Source organism: Fibrisoma montanum (assembly GCF_003583365.1).
Taxonomy (GTDB): Bacteria; Bacteroidota; Bacteroidia; order Cytophagales; family Spirosomataceae; genus Fibrisoma; species Fibrisoma montanum.
The window spans coordinates 815,814-840,530 of sequence record NZ_QXED01000001.1; the positions used below are offsets into that span (position 1 = coordinate 815,814).

The 24,717-nt window shown below is 51.4% G+C and carries 16 protein-coding genes and 1 tRNA gene; 4 read left to right on the top strand and 13 right to left on the bottom strand.

Features of this window, described 5'->3' with window-relative positions; all coding sequences use genetic code 11:
- Positions 1-147: 147 nt before the first annotated feature.
- From DYU11_RS03405 to cysM, 3 genes are all read right to left on the bottom strand, one after another.
- Positions 148-2,688: an FtsK/SpoIIIE family DNA translocase gene (locus DYU11_RS03405; protein WP_119666222.1), complete on the bottom strand. Its 2,541-nt coding sequence runs from the start codon at positions 2,686-2,688 to the stop codon at positions 148-150.
- Positions 2,689-2,787: 99 nt separating this feature from the next.
- Entirely contained in the window at positions 2,788-3,873 is a 1,086-nt protein-coding gene (locus DYU11_RS03410) for a quinone-dependent dihydroorotate dehydrogenase (RefSeq protein ID WP_119666223.1), read from the bottom strand.
- Between the two features lie 72 nt (positions 3,874-3,945).
- Positions 3,946-4,818 (bottom strand): cysteine synthase CysM, encoded by an 873-nt coding sequence (gene cysM, locus DYU11_RS03415; protein ID WP_119666224.1) that lies wholly within the window; start codon positions 4,816-4,818, stop codon positions 3,946-3,948.
- A gap of 250 nt (positions 4,819-5,068) precedes the next feature.
- Here cysM and DYU11_RS03420 point away from each other — a divergent pair, with 250 nt between their 5' ends.
- A complete protein-coding gene (locus DYU11_RS03420) occupies positions 5,069-5,521 on the top strand; it encodes a LytR/AlgR family response regulator transcription factor (RefSeq protein WP_119666225.1) in 453 nt (150 codons plus the stop codon).
- A gap of 93 nt (positions 5,522-5,614) precedes the next feature.
- Here DYU11_RS03420 and DYU11_RS03425 read toward each other — a convergent pair whose 3' ends face one another.
- Entirely contained in the window at positions 5,615-7,318 is a 1,704-nt protein-coding gene (locus DYU11_RS03425) for an AMP-binding protein (RefSeq protein WP_119666226.1), read from the bottom strand.
- A 998-nt stretch (positions 7,319-8,316) separates the two neighbouring features.
- Here DYU11_RS03425 and DYU11_RS03430 point away from each other — a divergent pair.
- The 3 genes from DYU11_RS03430 (at position 8,317) to DYU11_RS03440 (ending at position 13,422) form a co-directional block, all read left to right on the top strand.
- On the top strand, positions 8,317-8,727 hold the full coding sequence (locus tag DYU11_RS03430) for a response regulator (RefSeq protein WP_119666227.1): 411 nt from the start codon (positions 8,317-8,319) through the stop codon (positions 8,725-8,727).
- A 91-nt stretch (positions 8,728-8,818) separates the two neighbouring features.
- Positions 8,819-9,217, top strand: coding sequence for a response regulator (locus DYU11_RS03435; RefSeq protein ID WP_119666228.1), 399 nt, complete (start codon positions 8,819-8,821; stop codon positions 9,215-9,217).
- 722 nt (positions 9,218-9,939) lie between these two features.
- The gene (locus DYU11_RS03440; RefSeq protein ID WP_119666229.1) at positions 9,940-13,422 is read left to right on the top strand and encodes a class I SAM-dependent DNA methyltransferase; all 3,483 of its coding nucleotides are present in this window, start codon (positions 9,940-9,942) and stop codon (positions 13,420-13,422) included.
- A 27-nt stretch (positions 13,423-13,449) separates the two neighbouring features.
- Here DYU11_RS03440 and DYU11_RS03445 read toward each other — a convergent pair whose 3' ends face one another.
- The 9 genes from DYU11_RS03445 to DYU11_RS03485 all read right to left on the bottom strand — a co-directional run bounded on the left by DYU11_RS03445 (position 13,450) and on the right by DYU11_RS03485 (position 24,583).
- Positions 13,450-13,821 carry a hypothetical protein gene (locus DYU11_RS03445; RefSeq protein ID WP_147367876.1) on the bottom strand — a complete coding sequence of 124 codons (372 nt, stop codon included), beginning with the start codon at positions 13,819-13,821 and terminating at the stop codon, positions 13,450-13,452.
- Between the two features lie 949 nt (positions 13,822-14,770).
- Positions 14,771-15,736 (bottom strand): hypothetical protein, encoded by a 966-nt coding sequence (locus DYU11_RS03450; protein WP_147367877.1) that lies wholly within the window; start codon positions 15,734-15,736, stop codon positions 14,771-14,773.
- 21 nt (positions 15,737-15,757) lie between these two features.
- Positions 15,758-16,078, bottom strand: a complete 321-nt coding sequence (locus tag DYU11_RS03455) for a helix-turn-helix domain-containing protein (RefSeq protein WP_119666232.1) — start codon at positions 16,076-16,078, stop codon at positions 15,758-15,760.
- Positions 16,079-16,171: 93 nt separating this feature from the next.
- Entirely contained in the window at positions 16,172-17,101 is a 930-nt protein-coding gene (locus DYU11_RS03460) for a hypothetical protein (protein ID WP_119666233.1), read from the bottom strand.
- Positions 17,102-17,316: 215 nt separating this feature from the next.
- Positions 17,317-18,618 carry a site-specific integrase gene (locus DYU11_RS03465; protein ID WP_119666234.1) on the bottom strand — a complete coding sequence of 434 codons (1,302 nt, stop codon included), beginning with the start codon at positions 18,616-18,618 and terminating at the stop codon, positions 17,317-17,319.
- A gap of 182 nt (positions 18,619-18,800) precedes the next feature.
- Positions 18,801-18,872: transfer RNA gene (locus DYU11_RS03470), tRNA-Arg, on the bottom strand.
- Positions 18,873-19,234: 362 nt separating this feature from the next.
- Positions 19,235-19,903 (bottom strand): NUDIX hydrolase, encoded by a 669-nt coding sequence (locus tag DYU11_RS03475; protein WP_119666235.1) that lies wholly within the window; start codon positions 19,901-19,903, stop codon positions 19,235-19,237.
- 106 nt (positions 19,904-20,009) lie between these two features.
- Positions 20,010-22,226, bottom strand: a complete 2,217-nt coding sequence (locus DYU11_RS03480; protein WP_199736655.1) for a S9 family peptidase — start codon at positions 22,224-22,226, stop codon at positions 20,010-20,012.
- A gap of 119 nt (positions 22,227-22,345) precedes the next feature.
- Entirely contained in the window at positions 22,346-24,583 is a 2,238-nt protein-coding gene (locus tag DYU11_RS03485; protein ID WP_119666236.1) for a S46 family peptidase, read from the bottom strand.
- Positions 24,584-24,717 lie beyond the last annotated feature (134 nt).

Consider the following 24,717-nt stretch of genomic DNA (forward strand, 5'->3'; position numbering starts at 1 on the left):
TTACCTATCATTTTAGAATTTGGATTAGCCAAATTGCCGCCAAAGTTGGCAATTCGTTTCAGTAGTTAGACCAGACCGGCCGGAAAAAGTTTAACGATACCGGTGCGGGACGACAGCCCCGAAGCCATAACAACTTCGGGAGCGGAATTATTCACCCTTGAGTCGACGTAGTATGTCTTCCAGCGTTTGAAGATCCTGCACCAGCACGTCGCGGGCTTTGCTTCCTTCGAACGGCCCCACGATTTTAGCCGCTTCGAGCTGATCGACAAGCCGGCCGGCGCGGTTGTAGCCGAGCTTCAACTTTCGCTGAATCAACGACGTACTGCCCTGCTGGTGAATCACGATCAACCGGGCGGCTTCGTCGAACATTGGATCGCGCTGACCCAGGTCCACATCTTTATCGTCGGCAGCGCCCCCGTCGTCACCCACGAACTCGGGCAGGTTGTACGCATCGTCGAAGCCGCGCTGATTACCGACAAACTCGCAGATCTCTTCGATCTCGTTCGTATCCACAAACGGGCACTGCAACCGGATCAGATCGGAGTTCGACGACAGCAGCATATCCCCCATCCCGACCAGTTGCTCGGCTCCCCCCGTATCCAGAATCGTGCGGGAGTCAATCTTGGACGTTACCTTGAACGACAACCGGGCGGGGAAGTTGGCCTTGATCAGACCGGTAATTACGTTCACCGACGGCCGCTGCGTAGCCACAACCAGGTGAATGCCGATGGCCCGTGCCAACTGCGCCAGACGGGCAATGGGCTGCTCAACCTCCTTGCCGGCGGTCATCATCAGATCGGCCAGCTCGTCGATGATCAGCACGATATAAGGCAGATACCGGTGTCCTTTCTCCGGATTCAACCGGCGCTTGGTAAACTTCGCGTTGTATTCCTTGATGTTGCGGCAACCCGCATCTTTCAGCAGATTATAGCGGTTGTCCATCTCGATACACAGCGAGTTGAGCGTGTTGACAACCTTCTTGGTGTCCGTGATGATCGGCTCTTCGGCGTCCGGCAGCTTGGCCAGAAAGTGCCGCTCAATCTTGTTAAACAAGGTCAACTCCACTTTCTTGGGGTCAACCAGCACCAGTTTTAATTGCGAGGGGTGCTTTTTGTAAATCAGCGACGTCAGCAGTACGTTCAGACCCACGGATTTACCCTGGCCCGTTGCCCCGGCCATGAGCAAGTGCGGCATCTTGGCCAGATCGGCTATGTAAATTTCATTTGAGATCGTTTTACCCAGCACCACCGGCAGATCATACTTACTGTTGGCGAACACATCGCTCATGATCATTGAGCGCATCGACACCATCTCGCGGTTCTTGTTGGGTACCTCGATCCCGATGGTTCCCATACCCGGCATCGGTGCAATAATCCGGATACCCAGCGCCGACAAACTCAGGGCGATGTCGTCTTCGAGGCTCTTGATCTTGGAAATACGAACGCCTTTGGCCGGTACGATTTCATACAACGTAACGGTCGGACCAATCGACGCCTGAATGCTGTCGATCTCGATTCCGAAGTTCCGCAGGGTGGTTTCAATCCGGACTTTGTTGGCCGTCAGTTCATCGTCCGACACCTGCGCTTTACGGTTGTTCTGGTACTCAGTCAGCAGTTCAAGCGTGGGATACTGATACTGAGCCAGCTCAAGCGTCGGGTCATAGAGACCGTGCACCGCGGCCAGATCGTCATCTTCGAACGGATCCGGTTCGAAAGCCGGCGCCGGAGTTGTACTTAACTCCCCGGTGGGCGTATCGACTACAGCCGCCGGATTTTTGATCGTCAACGTAACGCCGGTGCTCTTCGCAATTACGTCGGGCGCAGGGGTTTCAGGCTGCTCATCTTCAGCAGATGGCGCCGTACCATTCGTATGCCCGTTGACCGTCGGGGGGGGTACGTAACCGGGCTCAACAGCCGGCTCTACCTCCGTACTAGCTTCATCAGGCTGATCATCCGCATCCGATTCGTCGTACGTCTGCAACGTATCATCCGGCTGAGTGTACTTTTGCGCACGAGACGATTCCGGGCGCGAAGGCATGGATACAGTCGGCAACTTCAGACTGCGGATGTTGAAGAAATAAACAACGAAGCCGAACAGCAGGAAGACGATAATCGCCAGATTACCCCAGCCAAACAGACTGTAAAGCATTACGTTCAGCTCATACCCTACTCCTCCGCACCAGACACTGCTGGCCTGCACGGAGTCGGTTGCCAGCACAAAATACCCGGTCAGCAGACTGATCCATACCGACGCAAACAACAATCCGGCGGTCGTGCGGCCCAGTGGCAGCGGCTCCCGCCCGAACGTCAGCTTGAAACCGGCCAGAAACACAATCACGGGAAAGCCAAGCGCCCCAATGCCGAACCAGCGAAACACGAACGCATGGGCTACGTAGGCTCCCAGTAACCCCACCCAGTTCTTGGTTTCAGCACCGGTTTCGGCCAGCGACCCGGCCCCTGCCGAACTCACGACACTCTGGTCGGCGGGTCCATTGATCAGATACGACACAAAGGCGACCAGCAGCCCAATGCCCAGCAGCATGAGCAACACCCCGAATGTAAGGGTGGATCGCTGATCGGTCAGCCAGCGGTCGAAAGCAGCCGCCCAGTCGAACGACGGCTCTTTTGGACGAACTCGTTCGGGCCGACGGATGGTATTTTGGCGGGGCGAGGTGGTTGGTTGTGCCATGCGTTGGAGTAGGGTGGTAGCCGCAGAGGTAAATTTCCCTATTTTCAACGAAAATACGGTAGTTTCCGATGAGCCGATTGCGGGCGATTAATAAAAAACTTAGGCTAGCGGCTGCATGGCCGGCGCGGGCGCTCTCAACAACGCCTGGTTGATCCGTTTGGCCAGCGCAGGGCCTTCGTAGATAAAACTGGTATACACCTGTACCAGACTGGCTCCGGCCTGCAGCTTTTCCAGTGCATCATCAGCCGAAAAAATCCCTCCGACGCCTATAATTGGAAACGCCCCGCCCGATTGGTTATGCAGGTACCGGATCACCTCCGTCGAGCGGTGGCGCAATGGATATCCGCTAACCCCACCGGCTCCTATCTGTTCCACAACGGTAGCCTCGGTAGTCAGATCAGCGCGGCTGATGGTCGTGTTTGTCGCAATGACGCCCGCGATGCGGGTTTCGGCCACAATGGCGATAATATCGTCGAGCTGCCCATTCGTCAGGTCGGGTGCAATTTTCAACAAAACTGGTTTCGGCGCTGCGTGCTGCTGGTTTTCCTGCTGCAGGGCTGTCAGCAGGCGGGTCAGCGGCTCTCTTTCCTGCAGATCGCGCAGACCGGGCGTATTGGGCGAGCTAACGTTGACGACAAAGTAATCCACTACGTCGAAGAGCTCCCGGAAGCAGCTGAGGTAATCGTTCAGGGCGTTTTCGTTGGCCGTATCCTTATTCTTTCCGATGTTTCCGCCAATCAGTACCGGCATCCGGGTCGTTTGCCCGCTACGTTTCTGCATGAACTGCCGCAGCCGCCCCGAGGCCGGTCCAACGCCTTTGTTGTTAAATCCCATGCGGTTGATCAGCCCCCGATCGGCTTTCAGGCGAAACAACCGCGGCCGGGGATTGCCGGGCTGGGGCCGGGGCGTTACGGTGCCGATTTCAACGAATCCAAAGCCAAGATCGCCCAACTCGCTGACCAGCTCAGCGTTTTTGTCGAAGCCGGCTGCCATCCCAATCGGGTTCGGAAACGTCAGTCCAAAAACAGTACGGGCCAGACGCGGATCATCCATTACGTAAAGTTTGCGACTGAGCCAGGATATCCCGGGAACCCTGAACGCAAACTTCAGGGCCGACGTGACCACATGGTGTATAGTTTCGGCGTCGAAACGAAACAGCAACGGCAACAGAATACGCTTGTACATGCGACAAAGATACGTAATCTGTTACCGTGCCTGAAAGAAGAAAACCGTCTGATTACGGGTGTAGGCGACTGATCAGCCGAACAGCGATGAGGACAGATACCGATCGCCCCGATCGCAGATGATACAGACAATGACGCCGGATTCCAGTTCTTCGGCCAGTTTCATCGACGCATAGACGGCTCCTCCGCTGCTCATACCGGCAAAAACGCCTTCCACGCTGGCCAGTTTCCGCGTCGTCTGCACCGCGTTGGCCTCCGATACTTCGATTACGCGATCGACCCGCTCGGGTTCGAATATTTTAGGCAGGTACTCGACCGGCCACTTCCGGATACCCGGAATCGACGAGCCATCCGTTGGCTGGCACCCCACAATCTGCACGTCCGGGTTCTGTTCTTTCAGGTAGCGGGATGTACCCATGATGGTGCCGGTCGTACCCATCGACGAAACGAAATGCGTGACTTGTCCGTCGGTATCCCGCCAGATTTCCGGGCCGGTTGTGCGGTAATGGGCGAGGTAATTATCCGGGTTAGCGAATTGATTAAGCATCAGATAGCCCCCTTTGGCCACCTGGGCGTCGGCATAATCGCGGGCGCTTTCAATGCTTTCGGTCAAAATGACCTTAGCCCCAAATGCCTCCATCGTCAATACCCGTTCGCGGGTCGAGTTTTCGGGCATGACCAGCTCAATATCAATGTCGTAGAGCCGGGCAATCATGGCCAGAGCGATACCCGTGTTGCCACTGGTAGCTTCAATCAGCTTTATTCCCGGTTTCAGTTCACCCCGCGACAGAGCGCCCTGGATCATGCTGGCGGCTGCCCGGTCTTTCACGCTGCCACCTGGATTATGACCTTCCAGTTTACCGTAGATTTTAACCCGGGGATTTTGGTGAATGCGGTTTAATTCAATCAGAGGAGTATTGCCAACCAGATCGAGCAAGGTTGCCATAGTAGAAACTTCAAAGAGGTTATTACCTCCCATAATCCTAAATGAAACGTATTAGTTCGTCTGCCGGCAAACGCCTTTTTTTAATCCAGTTTCTGCGGCCATGCGTATTAAGTATTTATTACTAATAAAATATTATCCATCTTATAATGCATTGATTCTGAATTTTGTGTAAAATTGTAGAGCACGTTGGTGAGGCTATCGGCCCGTTCCGAGTTCACTGCGTCAATCTTATTCACACCCGTTCAAATGTATGAAACAGCAATTGTCACCCAAGCCGCTGACAACAGCGCATGTCGAACAGATTGCCCAGCAATTTGACATGCCCGACCTGACGCTCCCCTTCTGGGGATACCGCAAGAAGATGCCGATGCACCGGATCGTCCGGCTGGAAGGCGAAGGCAACTACACCCTATTTCACTTTGTAGATGGCAGCCAGCTAATGGTTTCGCTGACGCTCAAAAAGATGGAAAGCCGCCTGTCGTCGAAGGTGTTTGTACGGCCGCACAAAAAGAACATCATTAATCTGCTGTACCTGCAGGATATTCACCCCGACCGCCAGCAATTGACTGTCAGTCTGGTAAACGGCGACCGTGTGGAGGTCTCACGCCGGAAAGCCAGCCGGTTCATCAAGCAGGTTCGCGGGTTCCAGCAGGAACTTGAATCCCTGCACGAAGACGCCGAACCAGTGCCGATGATGGCCTGAGTCGGGTCGTTGGATTAACGCATAAAGTCCGGCTTTGAGGCAACAGTGTTCCTGAAAACCTCAAACGCCGGACGTTATGCGTTAACCAACTATCTATGCGTTGCGTTTCGCCATTTCTTCATCCCGCAGCGGCCTGCGCAGAATCTTACCCACATTGGATTTAGGCAGCTCCGGCCGGAACTCGATCAGCTTTGGCACCTTGTAGGCGGTCAGGTTTTCGCGGCAGTACGCCTTGATCGTTTCCTCGGTCAGGTTCGGATCTTTTTTTACCACGAAGATTTTAACCACTTCGTTCGATTTTGCATCCGGAACGCCGATGCAGGCTACCTCCAGAACCCCGGGGCACTGGGCCACTACGTCCTCAATCTCGTTTGGATAGACGTTGAAGCCCGACACCAGAATCATGTCTTTCTTGCGATCCACGATCTTGAAGTACCCGTCGGCATCCATTACGCCAATATCGCCGGTTTTAAACCAGTCGCCCATCATGGCTTTTGCCGTTTCTTCGGGGCGGTTGAAGTAGCCAACAAATACCTGTGGCCCCCGGGCGCAGATCTCACCGGGTTCACCCACGGCCGCATCGGTCCCATCGTCGCGAACTATTTTCAACTCAGTACTCGGCCAGGGCACGCCGATGGTGCCAACGCGGTTGCCACCCACAACCGGGTTCGAGCACAACACCGGCGAAGTTTCGGTGAGGCCGTATCCTTCAGCGGGTTTGTTGCTGGTCAGTTTCTGCCAGCGTTCGGCCACGGCCGTTTGCAGCGCCATTCCGCCTGCCGACGTCACTTTGAGATGACTAAAATCTACCTCATTAATCCGCGGGTGATTCAGCAACCCGTTATACAACGTATTGACGCCGGTAAAACACGAGACTTTGTGCCGTTTGAGGTCGTCGATGAACGCATTCATATCCCGGGGATTGGTAATGAGCAGGTTCATAGAGCCTATTTTCAGCGAGGCCAGTGCGTTGGTCGTTAGGGCATATACGTGATACAGCGGTAAGGCCGCCACCACCACCGTTTCACCGTCGGGCAAGTTAGCGGGTTTCATCCAGACGTCCTGTCCTTCTACGTTGGCGATGATGTTCCGGTGCGACAGCATCGCCCCCTTCGAGACGCCGGTCGTGCCGCCTGTGTACTGAATAAACGCCAGATCGCTGCCCTTGATGTCTACCGGCCGGAAAGGTTGCCGACTGCCCCGGCTCAGCGCGTCGCCGAACGAAATAGCGTTTGGCAGATTGAACGGCGGCACCAGCTTCTTGACGTACTTAACCACGGCATTGACGATGTGCTTTTTGGGGAAACCCAGCAAATCGCCCAACTGCGTCACGATGACGTGTTTAATGTCTGTCTTATCAATGATTTTTTCAAGGTTGGCCGCAAAGTTCGCGAGGATGACGATAGCCTTTGCCTGTGAGTCCTTGAACTGGTGCTGCATCTCGCGGGGCGTATAGAGCGGGTTGGTGTTGACAACCACAAGCCCGGCCCGCAGTGCGCCAAACATAGCCACAGGGTACTGAAGCGCGTTCGGCATTTGTATAGCAATATGATCTCCCTTCTGGAGCTTTAAGTCGTTCTGCAAAAACGAAGCAAACTGTTTCGAAAGCTGATCTAACTGACCAAAGGTTAGCTGCTTACCCATGTTTTCGTAGGCTGGGCGGTTCGCGAAACGCTGGAAGCCGTCTTCCATCAGAGCGGCCAGCGACGGGTAAGCGTCTGGATTTATTTCATGAGGAACGCCTTCCGGGTAATGGCGTCGCCAGGGATATGTTTGTGTGGTGATGGGCGTTTCCATATCTGTTTTGTATGTTTTCAAGCAAAAATAAAACGAATTCGGGATTGATTATCTTATCAAAAGTCAAATAATCAAGTGGAGGTAAATTAACCAAAAAACCTACTGACCGCCTATTGATGAATTTTTGCCCACATACTCTCGCTTACACGCTGTACCTCACCAATCAAATTACGCTACCTGGAATCAACTCCTTATTGATAGGCTACGGTATAGTATCCACACGTCACCAGACTAAAAACAGGCCGTCTTCATCATTCCGGCAGCCTGATCCTGACGATTACGCACCCCGGTCGGCAGGATAAAACAAAAGCGCCTAATCTGTTGACCTACAATTATTTGCCCCGCGCTACTATCCAGACCTTTCGGTACACTCATATAGTACGGCCAATTTACGTATAAGGTTGATACAACAAACAGTCCTTTTCGTATACGGGCGGTTGCCTATACGTTGCATTACAGGCTCCTGCCTTATAATGCGTGTTGAAGCAAGGTTACTCAAAAAGTCTGGGCCCCTGATACTCACGAATCTATCATCCAGACCCCGCGCTATCGAAAACAAAAAACCCGCTGACATTACATCAGCGGGTTTTTGTGCTCCCGAAGGGATTTTAAAGCCTATTGTAAATCAACTATTTATAATGGATATTGAGCATAGTTGACGGATTAGTTGACGGATTTCTAATTATACACCTGTAAACTATAAAATCTTTGTCTACTAATTGACAGGTAGCCCTTTGACCTTCGTACTTTTGACCTGAATCGAGTGCCTTAGCGGGCAACTTGGTTTGGTCAGAACCGGGCGGGTGGTTCCCCCGGTTCATATAGGCCGGGTGGGTGGTTCCCCCGGCCTTTGTTTTTTCATACAGCTAGCAACCCATCTAACAAGAGGCCGTTAGGTCAATAGATTAGTTTTACCATTTAACCCTAATCCGTTCATTTGTATTTTTAGGTTTGGTTTGATTATTAGCTCATTATCCATTCACAAACTCACTCCTATTATGACCGATCAGCCTGTAGTTTGGGTTGTGGACGACGACCCCGACGACCAACTGTTGATGGCAATGGCGCTGCGCCAGATCGTTCCTTCCATTCAGGTCAGATTCATTGACGACGGTTCCGAATTAATCCTCCTGCTGAACGAATTAGAGTCGTATCCCCGACTCGTCATTCTTGACCTGAACATGCCTGTTATGAATGGATTTGAAACTCTTGAAGAAATCCGCAACATACCTCAATACCAACATCTACCCGTTGTCATTCTGACTACCTCCCGTAATGCTGAGGACAAAGAACGTTCAATGGCTTTAGGTGCGAATGGGTATTACACCAAACCAGCAAATCACAACCAGACTATTAACATCGTAAGCGAACTGGTTCGCCATTGGCAACTGCATGATTCCGCAAGATAGAATTAGTCTACAAACTCTATGAATAATTTTAGGTGTTCATGTTTTAAATTATACTTTTGTAGTCAGCACACCTAATTAGACTACATTGTACATGATGGCAGGCCGGACTACAACCAAAACAGTGGTTGTCGTTGAGGATGACCAGGATGACTATTTGATCCTACAACAACTGTTTAGGCAATATTGCACCGATTGCATCACCATCCCGATCCATGACAGCACAACCGTTGTTGCTGAACTAGATCAGTTAAAGGTTCTTCCTGATCTTATTTTGATTGACTTAATAATGCCGTTGCAAGATGGCTTTGAGGTGCTCACTCAGTTACGAAGCCATACCCGATACGCGGCTGTAGTTATTGCGATTATGTCTGGGTTGGAAACCCCTGAATACAGGGCAAGAGCCGTAGAACTGGGCGCTGATCATTACCTCATAAAGCCCGATTCACTTAGTCAAGCCGACCACTTCTTAACCCAACTCTTTGGCACTTGATTTAACATACTTAACTTACAGATATAGAAGATATTAATTTCTTATAGCTAGTAGATATACCACTTAGTTAATTATGAGTTCGTTTACTTTGGTTTTTCAATCTGAGTTCTAAGATTTGCACAACCTACCGTAAACTAAACTTGTACATTGAAACCTTCCTCCGATAACGTCGGCAAAATCTCTCCTGCTGAGTTCGCCCAAAAAATGGCCACTTATCTTCAACAAGTAACTACCCGATACACTCTGTCTGATCCATTGGCCAAACGGTTAAAAACCCTCAAAAACCGAGTACAGAATCAAACTGGCAGCTAACGTGCATAATCGCTGCAAGTACGTTGTTTCAGCTACGTGCCAGTGTGAATGTTTAGTAGCATAGCCTTGCGTCTTTTGCACTAAACTTTGTCATTCATAGACTTATACCAGATGAGCAAAAAACAGGTAGTTTTCCTAGCCTTAAAATGGCCTTTTTGAGCTAAAAATCAACTTAGTAACCCCCCTCCCTAATTTTGACCGCACACACGTAAAACGGGCCTATCGGTCGTGCATTTCGCTCCTTTCCAGCTATTTGCCGTACCCCTCCCCGGTCATGCGGTGAACGTCTGTGCGTAGTGCATCTTACTACGTACTCCTTACAGGTGCCGTATCGTATTTGGCGAATTAGTAACTTTCAGTCTATTCAACCTTTTACGTATCTACGTACACTTATTCGTTCCTCTTGTTCCGTGACCTATCCCGAATTTGAAGCCCGCTGGAAACCGGCCGGTGGTGCCGAACGCGCTAATTACAGTCTATTCCTCCAGGACCTTTGCGACCTCATCGGCGTACCCCGCCCTGACCCAACTACCGACAACCCCGCCCAAGATGCCTACGTACTCGAACGGGCGGTTGAGTTTAATGAAAAAGGCAGTTCCGGCCGGACCACGATAGGCCGGATTGACCTCTACAAACGGGGCTGTTTTGTGTTGGAAACCAAACAGGGGACTGACACACCCGACCAACAGAAGGCGGCAGAACGGGCGGAACTTGGCCTAACCGCTGAGAAACGCCGGAAAGGTCACGCCGTACGCGGAACGGCCAAATGGCAACAGATGATGCAAACCGCCCGCCAACAGGCACTAGGCTACGTGCGAGCGTTACCGGCCGATGAACCCCGGCCGCTGTTTGTGCTGGTTGCCGATGTAGGCTACTGTATTGACCTATACAGCAACTTTGCCGGGGTGGGTGATCAGTTCGTGCCGTTTCCCGATCAAACCCGGTACCGGCTCCCATTGGCGAAACTGGCTGAGGAAGAAACGCGGGACTTGTTGCGGCTGATCTTCACGAACCCGCGCGAACTGGACCCAAGCCGCCGTTCGGCCCGCGTTACGCGGGAACTGGCTGAATACCTGGCTAAACTGTCCACTCAGTTGGAACGCTCAGGGCATACACCCGATCTGGTAGCCCAATTCCTGATGAGGTGTTTGTTTACCATGTTCTCGGAGGATGTTGGCCTGATTCCTAAGGAGTCGTTTACGGGTATGCTACGCCAATACGCACAACCAGACCTACGGGATTTTTTACCCGATGCCTTAGAAACCCTTTGGCGTACGATGGATACGGGCGGTTTTTCGCCGGACCTGAAGGCAAGGCTACGGAAATTCAATGGTAAGCTCTTTCACGATGCCCGTGCGATTGCGCTCAATGCCGATCAGATAGCCTTGCTGCTGAAGGCGGCTGAAGCCGATTGGACCGCCGTTGAACCGGCTATTTTTGGCACTCTGCTGGAACGGGCGTTAGACCCCCGCGAACGGCACAGCCTAGGTGCCCACTACACCCCGCGCCGGTACGTCGAACGGTTGGTCCTGCCTACGGTACTGGAACCGTTGCGCCGGGAATGGTCCGCAGCACAGGCCGCAGCCGCCCGGCTGTTGGAGGAGGGCAAAGACAAGAACGCCCGCGCCGAACTGGAACGGTTCTTACACCGCCTGACCTCTATCAAGATTTTAGACCCCGCCTGTGGTTCGGGCAATTTTCTGTACGTTACCCTTGAACACCTCAAACGGCTGGAAGGTGAAGTATTGGCCGCAATCAACTCCTACGGTCAAACGGCCCTGTTGAACCTCAGCGGTGGCACGACCGTATCACCCCGCCAACTGTTAGGACTGGAACTGAATCCCCGCGCGGCTGCGATTGCCGATGTAGTGTTGAAAATCGGTTACCTGCAATGGCACCTACGCACCCACGGCGTTAGTGAACTACGCGAACCGTTGTTAGATGAGTACGAGAACATACACCAACAGGACGCCGTATTGCAGCACGGCCCGCCCGTACCCCGTATAGACGCTAACGGCCAACCCGTAACGCGGTGGGATGGTGTAACAACCAAACTACACCCCGTTACCGGCCAGCCCGTACCCGACGAAACCGCCCGCGTGACGGTGTATGACTATCCCAACCCAAAACCCGCCGAATGGCCGCAAGCTGACTTTATTGTGGGGAATCCGCCATTTGTAGGCCCCGCCCGAATGCGTGACGCGTTAGGCGATGGCTACACGGAGGCACTACGTAAAACTTACAAAGGCAAAGTGCCGGATTCGGTTGATCTGGTCATGTACTGGTGGTATAACGCGGCTGAACAGGTGAAACAGGGAAGCGCCGAACGGTTCGGGTTTATTACAACCAATAGTTTAAAACAGACCTTTAACCGGCGTGTGATGCAGCCTTTTTTAGAAGGTGATGCGCCAGCGTTAGTATTAAGATTTGCTATACCTGACCATCCATGGGTTGAAAGTGCAGATGGCGCGGCTGTAACTATCGCTATGACTGTTGCGGAGAAAACAACACCCTCACGGCTAGGAACAAACCTTTCGGGACTGTTGACAACCGTAAAGACAATCAATGTTCCCACGGGCGATGAGGCAGCAGAAGTAACTTTTGAAACGAAAGAAGGGAAAATACTATCTGACCTAACGATTGGTGTAGAATTAGATTCAGCCGGATCGTTAAAATCAAACGAGAGTATATCAAATAGAGGTTTTGAACTTGGTAGCTCAGGGTTTATTCTCAATTTTGAACAAGCTAAATTTTTAGGTGTAGACAATGATGTTGATCTAAAAAATTACATCAGACCTTATCGAAATGGCCGTGACTTAACCGACAAGCCCCGAAGTGTTTATGCAATTGATTTGTTTGGATTGTCTGAGAACGATCTACTGACACGATTCCCTGATGTATATCAACATCTTTTACAGACAGTAAAGCCTGAGCGGGATCAAAACAGAGACGAAAAATTAAGAACAAACTGGTGGTTACATCGCCGTTCTCGAGAGGATTTACGCAAAGCCCTATTTGGCGTTAACAGGTACATTGCTACTGTTGAAACCGCAAAACATCGAACTTTTCAGTTTCTTAATGCTGATGTACTTCCTGATAACAAGCTAATTATCATTGCCTTAGAAGATTCTTATTATTTAGGTATTTTATCAAGTAATATTCATGTAACGTGGGCGCTGGCAACAGGTAGCGACTTAGGAGGTAACACGCCTGTCTACGTAAAATCCCGCTCTTTTGAACCGTTTCCGTTTCCCGATGCAACACTACAACAGAAGGTCCGTATTCGTGAGCTGGCTGAGCAGTTGGACGCACACCGTAAACGCCAACAGGCCGCACACCCTACACTGACACTAACCGACCTTTACAACGTAGTGGAAAAAATAAAGGCTGGTGAATCGTTAACCGCGAAGGAGCAAACGATTAATCAAATGGGGTTGGCGTCGGTGGTCCTCAGTCTGCACCAACAGATTGACGCGGCCGTTGCCGATGCCTACGGATGGCCGCACGACCTACCCGAAGCCGAAATCCTGAACCGCCTGGTTCGCCTGAACCACGAACGAGCCGCTGAGGAGGCCGCCGGGCATATTCGCTACCTGCGCCCCGAATATCAGGCACCAGGGCAACAACAACAACTTGGTCTTGCTCTACCCGTAGCCAGTAACACGACAACGGCCACCGCCAACACTACCACGCAACAGGAATGGCCAAAGGAATTGGCCCAACAGATGCAGGCCGTTCGGGATACGGTACAACAGGCGGGCGTTCCGTTAACCGCCAAACAGGTAGCCGCCTTTTTCCAGCGTACCAAACCCGAAAAAGTACAACCGTTATTGGACACGTTAGCCACCTTAGCTCTGGTACGTCAAACGCCCGAAGGTGCCTACGCGCTGTAACCGACTGGATACACCCTACAAAGAATCTTAAAACCGCACTTCGTAGGGTGTACCTTTCCAGTGGTCGAGTTCGGCCCGTTGTTCATCGGTCAGACGAATTACCTCAGCCGATGGAAACAAACCGGGTGTTTTGAGTAATCGACGTAAACGCCGGGCTAAATTGTTGCGCGGGTTACTGTGCCGGTTCCTGATGTTGTGTGCCACCCGGCTAAACGGATCTTCTTTTGACCCCTTACCATACTGCCTGAACTGAGGGCTGAGGCTCATCAACAGATCGTCGTCAGTTCTGAGCATCACCGCCGACACAAACCGACGAACACCCGGTTTGCTCTGGTCAGGAATAGGGACACCCGTAACCGGACAGAACACCCGCTCACCTGTGGATTCATCCGGTTTCACCCTGTCACAATGTACCCCGAAGTACTCTTATAAAACAAAACTTCTGGACCTTATAGACCAACAGCGAATGACTCTCGCTGAGGTAGCCTATGTAAGTCCAGAAGCTATTGCGAATATAATACAGGAATTGCTCAATAAACCCAAAGCCGAATGGCGCAAGGTATTCCATCATAGCAAGGAAAATCCCAACACGGTTAGTGACTCGCGACAAAGATAGACCAACCGCCCGTTACTTCCTTGCCTTATTCCCCTTCGCCTGGGCGGTTCTTCCTCGCCCAACTAACCGGCGGTTTCCCATTTTCAAAATCGCAATCCTCAAACATAAAATTAAAAGGCAGGAATCATTCAGGACCCATAACAGCCCCAATCCATTAAGCCGGGGGGGTATTTAAAACGGTTTTGCCTCTGAGGACTACCATACTATTGCCCCGGCGTACTCTCGGGCGAATATTTTTTGATAAGAACTCCCTTTTCTGGAAGAGAGTAAGACATAAGGGGGGCGATTCAGCCAGATTGAGCCGGTCTTTTACAGGTACATACGGTCAGTCTCTTGCAAAGATTGAGAGTAAACTCATTTCCTGTAGGTGCTTAACTAATCCGCCATTAGGGTAAAAAAGCTCGGGTGGACTGCCGCAACATGGTAATTTTGAATTTAGTTTTTTTGAAATTATCACAAATCGATTAATAGGCTATCAATCAAAGGGTTGACTATATTCATATACTCAATGCACCCCTAGTCTATGTGCTTATATGTATCGTTGCATGACGCAAAAGCGCTATACCCAAAAAATATCGGATTACGTAACGACGATTGCGGTTATACAGCCGAATGAAAAAGCCGACCTACTCGTTAAGTCTTATCTGCTCAAGTTGTTCAACCAATACTTTGACCGTTGTCCGGTGTTAGAGTAAATAGATAGATTATGTTTAGAGACTCCGAACTTACCAATTAGTGAAGTGTAGGTTTGCGACAACCCGCGATCTGCCAACGCTCTACACACATATTCAGCTCTCGTTCGTACTTACCGGTGTGCATTATATCAAGATAAGCGGTTAACTGTTCTCGTATCTTGCGTTCAACCTCGACAGGGCGGTCAGCGGCTGTCCAATTCTGCTGTACGATAGCGTCGAATTTAGGACGTTCTCGCTCGCGTTGCTTACGAATACGGCTATAATCAGCGCGGTTGTATTTGGCCTTGTTAACATGCCAGTATGACGGATTCCGGCCTTTCGCCAAAAGATAGCCTTGGTCCAGCGGTAAGGCGTCGGGTTCAAGATCAACACAATCCCAAATAACTTTGCCAAAAGCATTGAGCAACTTAGTAGCCATTGGCTCTGCGAACAAAGGTAAAGCAAGGTCCGCCAGAGTTTTGGGTTGTGTGTTGCCAAAGTATGCCATTTTATCGGCGTGGATTTCGACACGCAACAACCCACCTGATGGCTCGTAAAGTTTCAAGCGGTGCTGGCTGGCCTGCAGATCGGAGTACAAGAGGCCTGTCCTCATTCGTCCACGCTTAGCCACAACGCCGAGATAACTAAGAGCGTTTCCCACAATGGCTTTGGCATCTTGCACCTGAACTGTTGCCGTGACTTCAAGGTTATTCAAATTGGTCTCAAACAAATTAACTCGTAAATCTGTCGCCAAATCGTCTAACACTTTTAAGGTGTCATAAGGGTCTAAAAAGCTGAAACAGTGTTGTTCCTGATTATGAAACTTTGCCAACGATCCCCTAAGTTGCACCGAATAATGGGTAGTGCTATCGGCGCGTGGCTGAATAAACAAATGTAGCCCCTTGTATACAGTTCTAAGTGGGCGCAATTCCCGAATATCACCATAGGTTGGCGAAAAGAGACGTTCAATATCTAACCGGGCAATGAGGTGTTCGACATCGACCACCGCATTCATCGTTTTCATGCCGCAATACATATGCCCCGTTCAAATACTTCTATTCTGTTTGAAACGACGCGATTCTTTCATTGCAGCCAGGACGTCAGCACGGTGGTAACGTACTCGTCCATTAATTTTTCGAGGAATAAGAATAGCAGGCCTATCGTCCCGGTCTTTTGCCCAATCGTTTAAGGTAGTCAGTGAAACTTGTAGTGTTTCGGCGGTCTGCTTACGGGTCATTAAGTCAGGCAGAACTGCTCCCTCAGGCTTAGGTGGTGTGTAATTAGCAAGGGCGTTTGCCAGGCGTTCATCAAGCAGTTGCGTTAACTGCTCAGGGGTCATTGTAATTTGGATAACAGTACCGTACATAGTTGGTTTTCGATAAGTACAGTACGAAATTGGTGTGAGTTGATGGCTACAATTTTACGGGTGTAACATTCCCCGTAACCTGTTAAGTAAAGTTTAGTCGCGTGTAATATGCAGGTTGATACGGCCTCTCACAGAGTTACTTATACCATCATCCTCTCTCATCTTCTCTAATTCCCGTTCGACTGTTTCGGCTTGGGGTAATCCTTCGACACAAGCAGACAGAAATTCCGCTAACTCATTGATTGAATGGTCAAGCAAGGGTTTTCCCGGTTTCACTTGAATAAATGAAAGTTGGGCAAACAGTTCGTATAAACTCCTATTTGTTCCAGTCCACCTTAATTTGACGTATGGTTTAGAAGATTGTTGATTCTGAACTGTGATTTTGTGCGTATCGCTTGGCAAAAGTGTAATAAGATCAGGATGGTTTTTATAAACGATAGATTTCGTTATTGCTTGATACAGAACAGCAGCCCCAAAAGCAAACCCTTCGGTTATTGATTTTATCAGCCTGATAAGAACGGGGGGAGTGTCAGCAGCATCAACTATGTATTGTTCTTCAGTAACATACTCATTCCAATAGGGGTCAACTGCTTCATCCATTATTGCAGCTTGAAAACCACCTATATCACGATACTCGCCTATGATTGGTTTTTTAGGTGGCTCAATATCAAACAGTAAGCCATCAAAGCTATCTATCTGCCTACCGAACTCGTTGTTAAGGTACTCCGTAATCTGATTGTAAGTATTGGCTAACTTATTGAGATATATAATGTCATGCTGGTCACGCCCTATTGTGAGCATATTAGCCTCCACTTCCTTGCTTAATCCAGTTAAGCAGTCCTGCAGTTGTTGACGGGTTTCGTAAAAAAAATGCATAGTCTCCCTACTTACGGCTAATCGAGCATCTTCACCCGGTAACTTCTTCAATTGTGTCTCATAAGCTGCAAATGACAAAAGGCCGGTATATGACCAACAATTGAATAAATTGACCAGTTGGTCATATTGGGTTGTTTGTAAATTCATTCCTGTAAGTGGGTGATTATTAAGGCAACTTTCTTCGAGTTAGCGCAGAATAAGTCTCAGTAAATAATGCCAGTAATATCATATTACTTTGTTCAATGAACTAATTGGAAAAGTCTTCTTGTCGGCGTTCCCTGCAAATTGTGGGTGTTCCAACATCAACAAGGCGTTTTACTCAGTGGCCTGTGATTTTCATATTTGAATTGCTAAGACACACTTTACTGAAAGTGATCGTGATCGAGCAACATCATAGCATTTTGCTCTGACGAAACTTTGATGTACCGTAGTAGCATCTTCTCGGAACGGTGGCCAGTAATCTTCATAATTGAAACAGGCGGCACCTTTGCCAAATATGCGTTAGTTGCAAACGAACGCCGGGCAGTATGCGTACCGACTAACTCCCACTTTTCGGGATAGCGCAATTCGTTAGAGCCGCCCCGTGTTCGACTAACTTCAATGCGTTCGGTTAAACCCGCCCGTTTACATAATTCTTTCAGGTGATCGTTCAAGCGTTGGTTGCTGATCGGTTGCGGAGGTACACCGTTGTACTTAGCCAGAATGGCCAAGACTTTTGAATTGAGGGGTACAGAAACCCGTTCAGAAGTTTTGAGCGTCTTGCGCGTCAGGATACGGTCCTTAATGTTTTCGGGCCGTAGCTGCGTAAAGTCAGAAAATCGTAGACCAGTATAACAACCTATCAGAAACAGATCACGCGCCCGGTCTAACCCTGGCGTTGACGACAGATTGAGGTTATAAATTGCGGTTAGTTCATCGGAAGTTAGGTAAACACTATCAACGTCCTCCGAGAACTTTTTGAAGTCTTTGTGCTGGAAAATCGTGTTTGTATGTAATCCATCTCCGTAAGCCTGTTTCAGAAGTATTTTCAGATTCTTAAGTAAACAACCAACGTAATTAAGCGTCAACCCCCGACTTGTCAACCAAATTTTAAAGGCGTGGTAGAACGTAAGGCTGTATGCGTCGTAGTCAACCGGGTTGCCGGTTTCAGTGTGGTACTCTTCCAGTAACCGTTTCAATAGTCGGTAACTGGCCAGAGTAAACCGGGAATACCGGGCACTTTTCGCGTTGAGCCGTTTGCCATCCTCAGCCAGCCGAACAAATCGCTCAATGTAAGCTGTAAACGGCTCCCTTTCCCTCTCAACTACTGGCGTGGGTTTAACCTTTTTGACGCGCCCGGTTTCGGCTTCGAGGTGTTGTTTAATAGTTCGGTTGTCGAACGGTACGTTGGCAAGTTGCAGCCGCGTCAGAATCGTTTTGAGCGTGGTCCGGTAACGATCTAGGCCTGCGTTAATAGTTTGGTATGTTTCCCGAACACTGCGAGCCTTTTGGTTGATGTGGGCGCGTTGTTTATCGGCATCCCATTGATAGGGATCAATAGTCAGGCCGGTTGAATAAACAAACCTTTGATTATCATACCGATACACAATGGAGATGAGCGTTGGCCGGTCAGCGCGGGGGTCTTTGAGCAGGAATTTTATATCCTTATCGGACACAGTTTTCATTGGTCTTACTTGGTTTGGTCTCTACCAAGTTACGAAGAAAACTTACACGGTTGACGGATCAGTTGACGGTTTAAGTTGACGAAACGGTGTTATTTTTCATAAACCTTAATAAAGCAAAAAGGCTAACTCGCTGATAGTGAACATAAATACACTATAACGAATTAGCCTTTATTCACTCTGAGTGCTCCCGAAGGGATTCGAACCCCTATCGATGGTACCGGAAACCATAATTCTATCCATTGAACTACGGGAGCATTTTTCGGTTTGGGAGTGCAAATATAGCGGTTTAGCCTTTAAAAACACAAGTGCGCCGGTGTTGAAAACGTAATCTTTTTTAGACCAATGTCTGCATTGTCCCGGAATCAACAGCCAGGTTCAAGTACATCAGGCACCCCATTAAACCGTGTTTATTTCCGACCAGCCGGTGCGCATCAGCCACGGCGGTAATCAGGTGAAGTGCTGTTGCCAGACGCGGTAGTTTAGCGACGCTGTAAGCGGTTTCTGTCGGTAGACACCCAGTTCTTTCGACGCTTAACCGGGTTCGTTGGCAAGGATTTTCTGCCTTTATACAACGTTCAGGGATTGACTCGTGGCGAGTCAATCCCTGAACGGCTCCTTACAGCAACTTCATCGTTTCGTAGTCGCCGACGTGTTTCAGATACAGGAAGTGGATCAGCAGGCCGTTGACGTTATTGACCAGCTTATGCGCTTCCGGAAGGGTTGTTACGGCGGTTGTGATGCGTTCAAACTCCGACTGGTTACCCATGTCTTTGTGGTGAAACGCCATGATCTCTTCGCGCGGCAGCTCCCGTTCGATGAAGAAGAAGTGCATGGCTTCGTCGCTGGTACCGGTGCTGGGAAACCACAACCGGGGATTCAGTTTGGTCAGTTCATCGGCCCTGACCTCCAGCCCAATCTCCTCACCCAGCTCACGGGCAGCCACTTCATCGGGCGCGTCGTCGGCGTCGACCATGCCAGCTGGGTGCTCATACGTATGCGAACCATCGGAGATGCGTCGCTGGCGGACCAGCACCACAAATTTCTCCTTCGTTTCTTTGTCAATGAGCGATACGAGGATGGAGGCTGCATGACCTTTCAGGAAACAGACCGGTGGAATTTTGTCTCCTTCGGGGGTGTCGGCATCCACTTCGAGCATGGCAAACAGCACCTCGCCGTTGTGCCGCCGACGGATAAAATGATCTTTAACACCGTTAATTTTCAGGCCGTTGCTTTCTAGCTGGCCTTTCCAGAAACGAAACTTGGGGGCGTCTTCGAGTTTTTCCATAATGCTGTTTAAACGCAGAGCGCACAGAGAATCCGCCGAGTACGCCGACAAACCTGCCATCAGTAATGCGCTCTGCGGATCCTCCGTTTCCCGGCGTCTGATCAACTTATTTCTGCGTCAGGCCCTGGGCATCCGGGCCGATGTATCGTTCAAAAAATTCGTAAATGCGGAGCATCCGGTCGATCCGCTGCCGTACGTTACCCGACCGGCTTAACTCGTGCGTGGCCCCCGGCATTCGGACGTACTCGACCGGCCGTCCGAGAATCTTCAGGCTCTTGTACATCATTTCGCTCTGAATCACGCCCGTCCGCAGGTCGTTTTCACCATGCTTGATCAACAGTGGCGTCTTAATGTTTTCGACGAACGTATAGGGAGAATTGGCATCGAGCACCTTCTGAGCTTCAGCCTCCCAGGGATAGCCACCGAAGTAGTTCGGCACCAGCCGCCAGGCATTACCCTCACCCATGAACGTAGTGAGGTCGTACACACCCCGCTGCGCAAAAGCGGCTTTGAACCGGTTGTCGTGTGCTACGATCCAGGCCGTCAGGTAGCCGGCGTATGAACCGCCCGTAATTACCTGCCGACTCGTATCGACCCACGCTTCTTTGGCCGCATCGGTAGCGGCTGCCAGTACGTCCTCGGTCGGGCCGGTTCCCCAGTCTTTTACGTTGGCCCGCTGGAAATTCAGACCGTAGCCACCCGAGCCGCGCGGATTTGCATACACAACCCCATAGCCCTGTGAGCAGAAGTACTGAAACTCATGCCACATCGACGGTTCGCCCGGCCCCCACATGGCGGTTGGTCCACCGTGCATGTTCAGAAGCAGCGGATATTTTTTACCGGCTTCAACTACCGCCGGCTTCATAATCCAGTATTCGACGGTTTGGCCGATGGAGTTTTTATACGTCCGCTTTTCGGGGAAGCTGAGCGTGCGCTGGGCTACCCAGTCGTTATGACTGGACAGTTTCACCTGATTTTTACCGGCGGCATCAGCTACGTACAATTCTGAGGGATTGACCACTTCCGTTTTGGCAAACACAACGGTTGAGCCGGCGACATCGAAGTTGCTGACGCCGGTGTTGACATCCGTGAGTTGCGTAACCTGCTTCGTGCCTGGGTCCAGACGGTACAGCGGATAACCTCCGTTTGAGGGGGCCGTGAAATAGATGGCGTACGTAGCAACAGCTTTTTTACCCTTGGGCGATGCGGTTTCGGTCCAGGTCAGGTTTCCGGCAGCCCGGTCGAACGTAACCAGCTGCATACCCGACACCGCCGTACCCGTAAAGGCAGCCAAACCAATCTGCCCGAAATTAACGCCCTGCGCCGGGCTCGTCAGGAACGCCAGTTGCCGACCATCCGGCGAGATTTCAGGCGCGTAATAGCTCTTTCCGGCTTCGCCCAGAACCAGCGTATAACGCCCTGACCCATCAGCCGGGATGTATACGATGGCATTGTCCTGCTCGCGATCGGGGTGTTTGAGCGAATCCCGATCGGTAACGGCTACCAGACCTTGTCCACTGGGTAGCCAGTCGCTGGCCTGGAATGATTTGAAGCCCCGGGTTAGGGGTTTAGGCTGGGCACCTTCCCGCGCATCCACAACGTACAGGTGCTGAAAGCTCATGTCCGGCTCCGTGGTTGATTCACCCTGCAGGTTCAGGCGGTTAATAACCTTGGCTTTTTTATCCTCGACGTCTTTGTTGAGATACGCCCGGATTTCGGCCAGCGTACCGTCGGGGTTGGGCTTTGCCTTGCTTTCCTTTACGAAATCGTTGTTAACGAAGCCCGGCTTTTCAAGCGACCAGACCGGCCCGCGTTTGCCGGGATTCAGCAACGAATCGTTCAGCATCTCGGCCATGGATACGTTAGCCGTGAATGCAATGCGCTTACCGTCGGGCGACCAGGCCGGGCCAGATACACCGTATTTGCCGTTGGTGAGCTGATAGGCTTCTCCCCCATCCAGCGGCATGACAAAAATCTGGCCTTTGCCTTTTACCGTCCGCACAAACGCAATCTGTTTGCCATCCGGCGACCAGACTGCCTGCCGGGCGCTCTCGGTGCCCCGGGTTAGCGCCTTGGTGTCGCCGGGTTTCAGGCCGGTCAGGTAGATGTGCGTTTTGTAGTCGTATTCCTCTTTTTGATCGGGGTTCGGCTCGATGGTCGTAACCGCGTAGAGGGCCCGCTGTCCATCCGGAGCGATCCTGATGCCACCTACCTGTTTGATGCGGGTCAGGTCGGTGACGGTAACTTTCTGTTTCGCAGACTGCGCAAACGTAGCGGCTATTGGCAAAGACACCACCAGCCAACAGAAGAGATGTTTTTTCATGAAGTGGGTTATTGTACGCGACAAAGCCCGAAGATACTAAAAAACCCGCCAGGAGAGGTTGCTTTTCGCAATCTCCCGGTGGGTTCTCAACCTGATTTTGACCGGTCTACCCGGCCAGATCATTTCTTCGCGGGCACGGCGGGTGGAGTGCCAACCAGTTCTTTAACCAGCCGATCGGCTTTATAAATGTATCGTATGGCCGCTACCATTCCGCCCGCGTGAACGGAAATGCTCCGGTTCAGATCCGGCACGAAGATGAACTCTCCGGGCAGACTTTCCATGTTACCGTCGAACACCAACCCGACCGCTTCCAGGTTTTTATTAATCATTGGACTGCCCGAATTGCCACCAATGATATCGTTGGTTGAAATAAAGCACATGGGTTGCCGAAGTAACTCAGCGGGCGGATTCTTCCAGCGGGCGGGCAGGTTCCACGGGGCCTTATCGCCGAACGAGTAATTGCGATCGTACAACCCGGCAAACGTAGTCATGATCGGGGCCCGGGTCCCGTTGTAAGCGTACCCTCTGACAACCCCATCGTTGATCCGGAGCGAGAACGTAGCATCGGGCGGAATGCTGGTGCCGTACACGTCGTACAGCAACCGGCCGAGTTGACCACGCAGCACCTCCTGCGTCTGGAACAACTGACGGGCCTGCCGGGCAGCCGTTACGTAGCGGCTAAACCCGATGCGGGCCAGCGCCAGCAGCGGATCGTCGGCCGACCGGATCGCCTGCGGCCGCACAGCCAGGTCTTTTATGAAGGCCGGATCGGTCAGCTTTGTGTTGCTGATCAGGTAGGCAGCCGCTTCTTTGGGCGACCTGCCGTTCAGCGCAGTCCGGACGTAGGGATCGTCGCTGCCGAGCCCAATCTGCGCTTCGGTCAGGTGAGCCGCCAGATACGCTTCTTCCAGGGCCCGATTCCGCAATTTGGGCGCCACCACCAGCGAACGGGCGCTCTCGGCGGCATCCGGTCGCGAGGTCGACAGCTCGCCGTACTGCATCAGTACGTTGGCAAACGTCAGCAATTCACCCATGATCCGTTCGCTGGGCGCGAGGTAATTACTGGCCGCAAACACCGATCGGAGTTGAGTCGTACTGGCCGCCAGGTCGTCCCAGAGGGTAAGCCGGTCGGCCGAAACGTTTTTTGCCCGGGCATCGGCCTGAAATTGCTTCTCAAAAGCGGCCTTACGGGCCATCAGGTACGGATCGCGCAGGCCCGCCAGTTGTCCGGTATACGCTTTATAGCTGTTTTCCAGCGAGAAAATCTCGTTCAGAATGCTGTCGTTCTTAGCCGTCGCGTTGTAGGCCTGCAGGGCATTGGACCGGTTACGAAGCAGCTGCAGGGTAAAGGGCACCTGCAAATCGCGGTCGTATTCCAGTTCGGCCACCGTCTTGAGCCGCTCCGTACGGCCGGGGTTACCGATCACGAAAATCGGTTCGCCATCGCGGACGCCATTGGTATTAAACTTGAAGAAGTGGGTTGTCTGGAGCGGTTTCCCGTTGTCGTACACCCGGAAGAACGAGCAGTCGAGGGCGTAGCGCGGATACGTAAAATTGTCGGGATCCCCGCCGAAGAAACCAAGCTGCAATTCGGGCATGAACACCAGCCGGACATCGTTGTAGCGTTTGAACCCGTACAGCGCGTACCGCCCCCCGTTGTAGAACGTAATGGTTTGTAATTCAAGGCCCTGCCAGCCTTCTTTCGAGGCATATTCCTGCTTGATGGTGGCAAAAGCCTGCTCCCGGGCCCGAAGCTGAGCCTGCTCCGAACCGGCTTCAGCCCCACTCATGGCCTGCTGAACCCGGTTGGTTATGTCTTCGAGTTTGACCAGCTGATCAACGAACAACCCCTCCACCTTACGCTCCTCGGCGGGTGTTTTTGCGAAAAACCCTGTCGCGTTGAGGTCTTCGCCTTTGCGTTGCACGCCCGTTCCTGATTCGCGGGCGCAGTGGTGGTTGGTCATCACTAACCCATTGGGCGACACGAAAGATGCCGAACAGTAGTCGGCGAACCGCAGCGATGCCAGCCGGGCTTGTTCAAACCACTTGTCGTCGGCGTTGACGTTGTAGGTTTTGCGGAAGTAGTCCTTTGGCGGATTATCGAAGGTCCACATCTTGCCCATATCGAACGGCCCTGCCTTTACGGTATCGGGGTTGATGTAGGCACCGGGAATGGCTGGGGTGGCCGCTGTAGATACCTTGGTTTCGGCCGTCGTCACACCGGCAGCGGGTGTAGTTGACGCCGGCCGGTTTGCGGTGGCCGGTACCTGCGCCAGTGTTAATGAACTAAGCCCGATCAGGCCATTGAGCATCAGAAAACCTGACCAGACGGCCAGTCGGCGATGTATTCGTACCATGTTGGAAAGCGCTTTTAGTGGTCAGGCTGTAAGAAAATAACGGCAAATTCTTATAATTGAGTGGGTTAAGGCAAACTATTTATCATCTGCCCTGCTTTCAGTCCGGTTTACAGACAGAGGCCGAACGAATTTTC

What these genes read in the sequence shown, in the direction of transcription:
- DYU11_RS03410 (WP_119666223.1), bottom strand. Translation starts at nt 3,873, where the DNA reads ATGTACAAGCGTATTCTGTTGCCGTTGCTGTTTCGTTTCGACGCCGAA.
- DYU11_RS03465 (WP_119666234.1), bottom strand. Translation starts at nt 18,618, where the DNA reads ATGAAAACTGTGTCCGATAAGGATATAAAATTCCTGCTCAAAGACCCC.
- DYU11_RS03475 (WP_119666235.1), bottom strand. Translation starts at nt 19,903, where the DNA reads ATGGAAAAACTCGAAGACGCCCCCAAGTTTCGTTTCTGGAAAGGCCAG.
- DYU11_RS03405 (WP_119666222.1), bottom strand. Translation starts at nt 2,688, where the DNA reads ATGGCACAACCAACCACCTCGCCCCGCCAAAATACCATCCGTCGGCCC.
- DYU11_RS03435 (WP_119666228.1), top strand. Translation starts at nt 8,819, where the DNA reads ATGATGGCAGGCCGGACTACAACCAAAACAGTGGTTGTCGTTGAGGAT.
- DYU11_RS03420 (WP_119666225.1), top strand. Translation starts at nt 5,069, where the DNA reads ATGAAACAGCAATTGTCACCCAAGCCGCTGACAACAGCGCATGTCGAA.
- DYU11_RS03430 (WP_119666227.1), top strand. Translation starts at nt 8,317, where the DNA reads ATGACCGATCAGCCTGTAGTTTGGGTTGTGGACGACGACCCCGACGAC.
- DYU11_RS03425 (WP_119666226.1), bottom strand. Translation starts at nt 7,318, where the DNA reads ATGGAAACGCCCATCACCACACAAACATATCCCTGGCGACGCCATTAC.
- DYU11_RS03480 (WP_199736655.1), bottom strand. Translation starts at nt 22,226, where the DNA reads ATGAAAAAACATCTCTTCTGTTGGCTGGTGGTGTCTTTGCCAATAGCC.
- DYU11_RS03485 (WP_119666236.1), bottom strand. Translation starts at nt 24,583, where the DNA reads ATGGTACGAATACATCGCCGACTGGCCGTCTGGTCAGGTTTTCTGATG.
- DYU11_RS03455 (WP_119666232.1), bottom strand. Translation starts at nt 16,078, where the DNA reads ATGTACGGTACTGTTATCCAAATTACAATGACCCCTGAGCAGTTAACG.
- cysM (WP_119666224.1), bottom strand. Translation starts at nt 4,818, where the DNA reads ATGGCAACCTTGCTCGATCTGGTTGGCAATACTCCTCTGATTGAATTA.
- DYU11_RS03450 (WP_147367877.1), bottom strand. Translation starts at nt 15,736, where the DNA reads ATGAAAACGATGAATGCGGTGGTCGATGTCGAACACCTCATTGCCCGG.
- DYU11_RS03460 (WP_119666233.1), bottom strand. Translation starts at nt 17,101, where the DNA reads ATGAATTTACAAACAACCCAATATGACCAACTGGTCAATTTATTCAAT.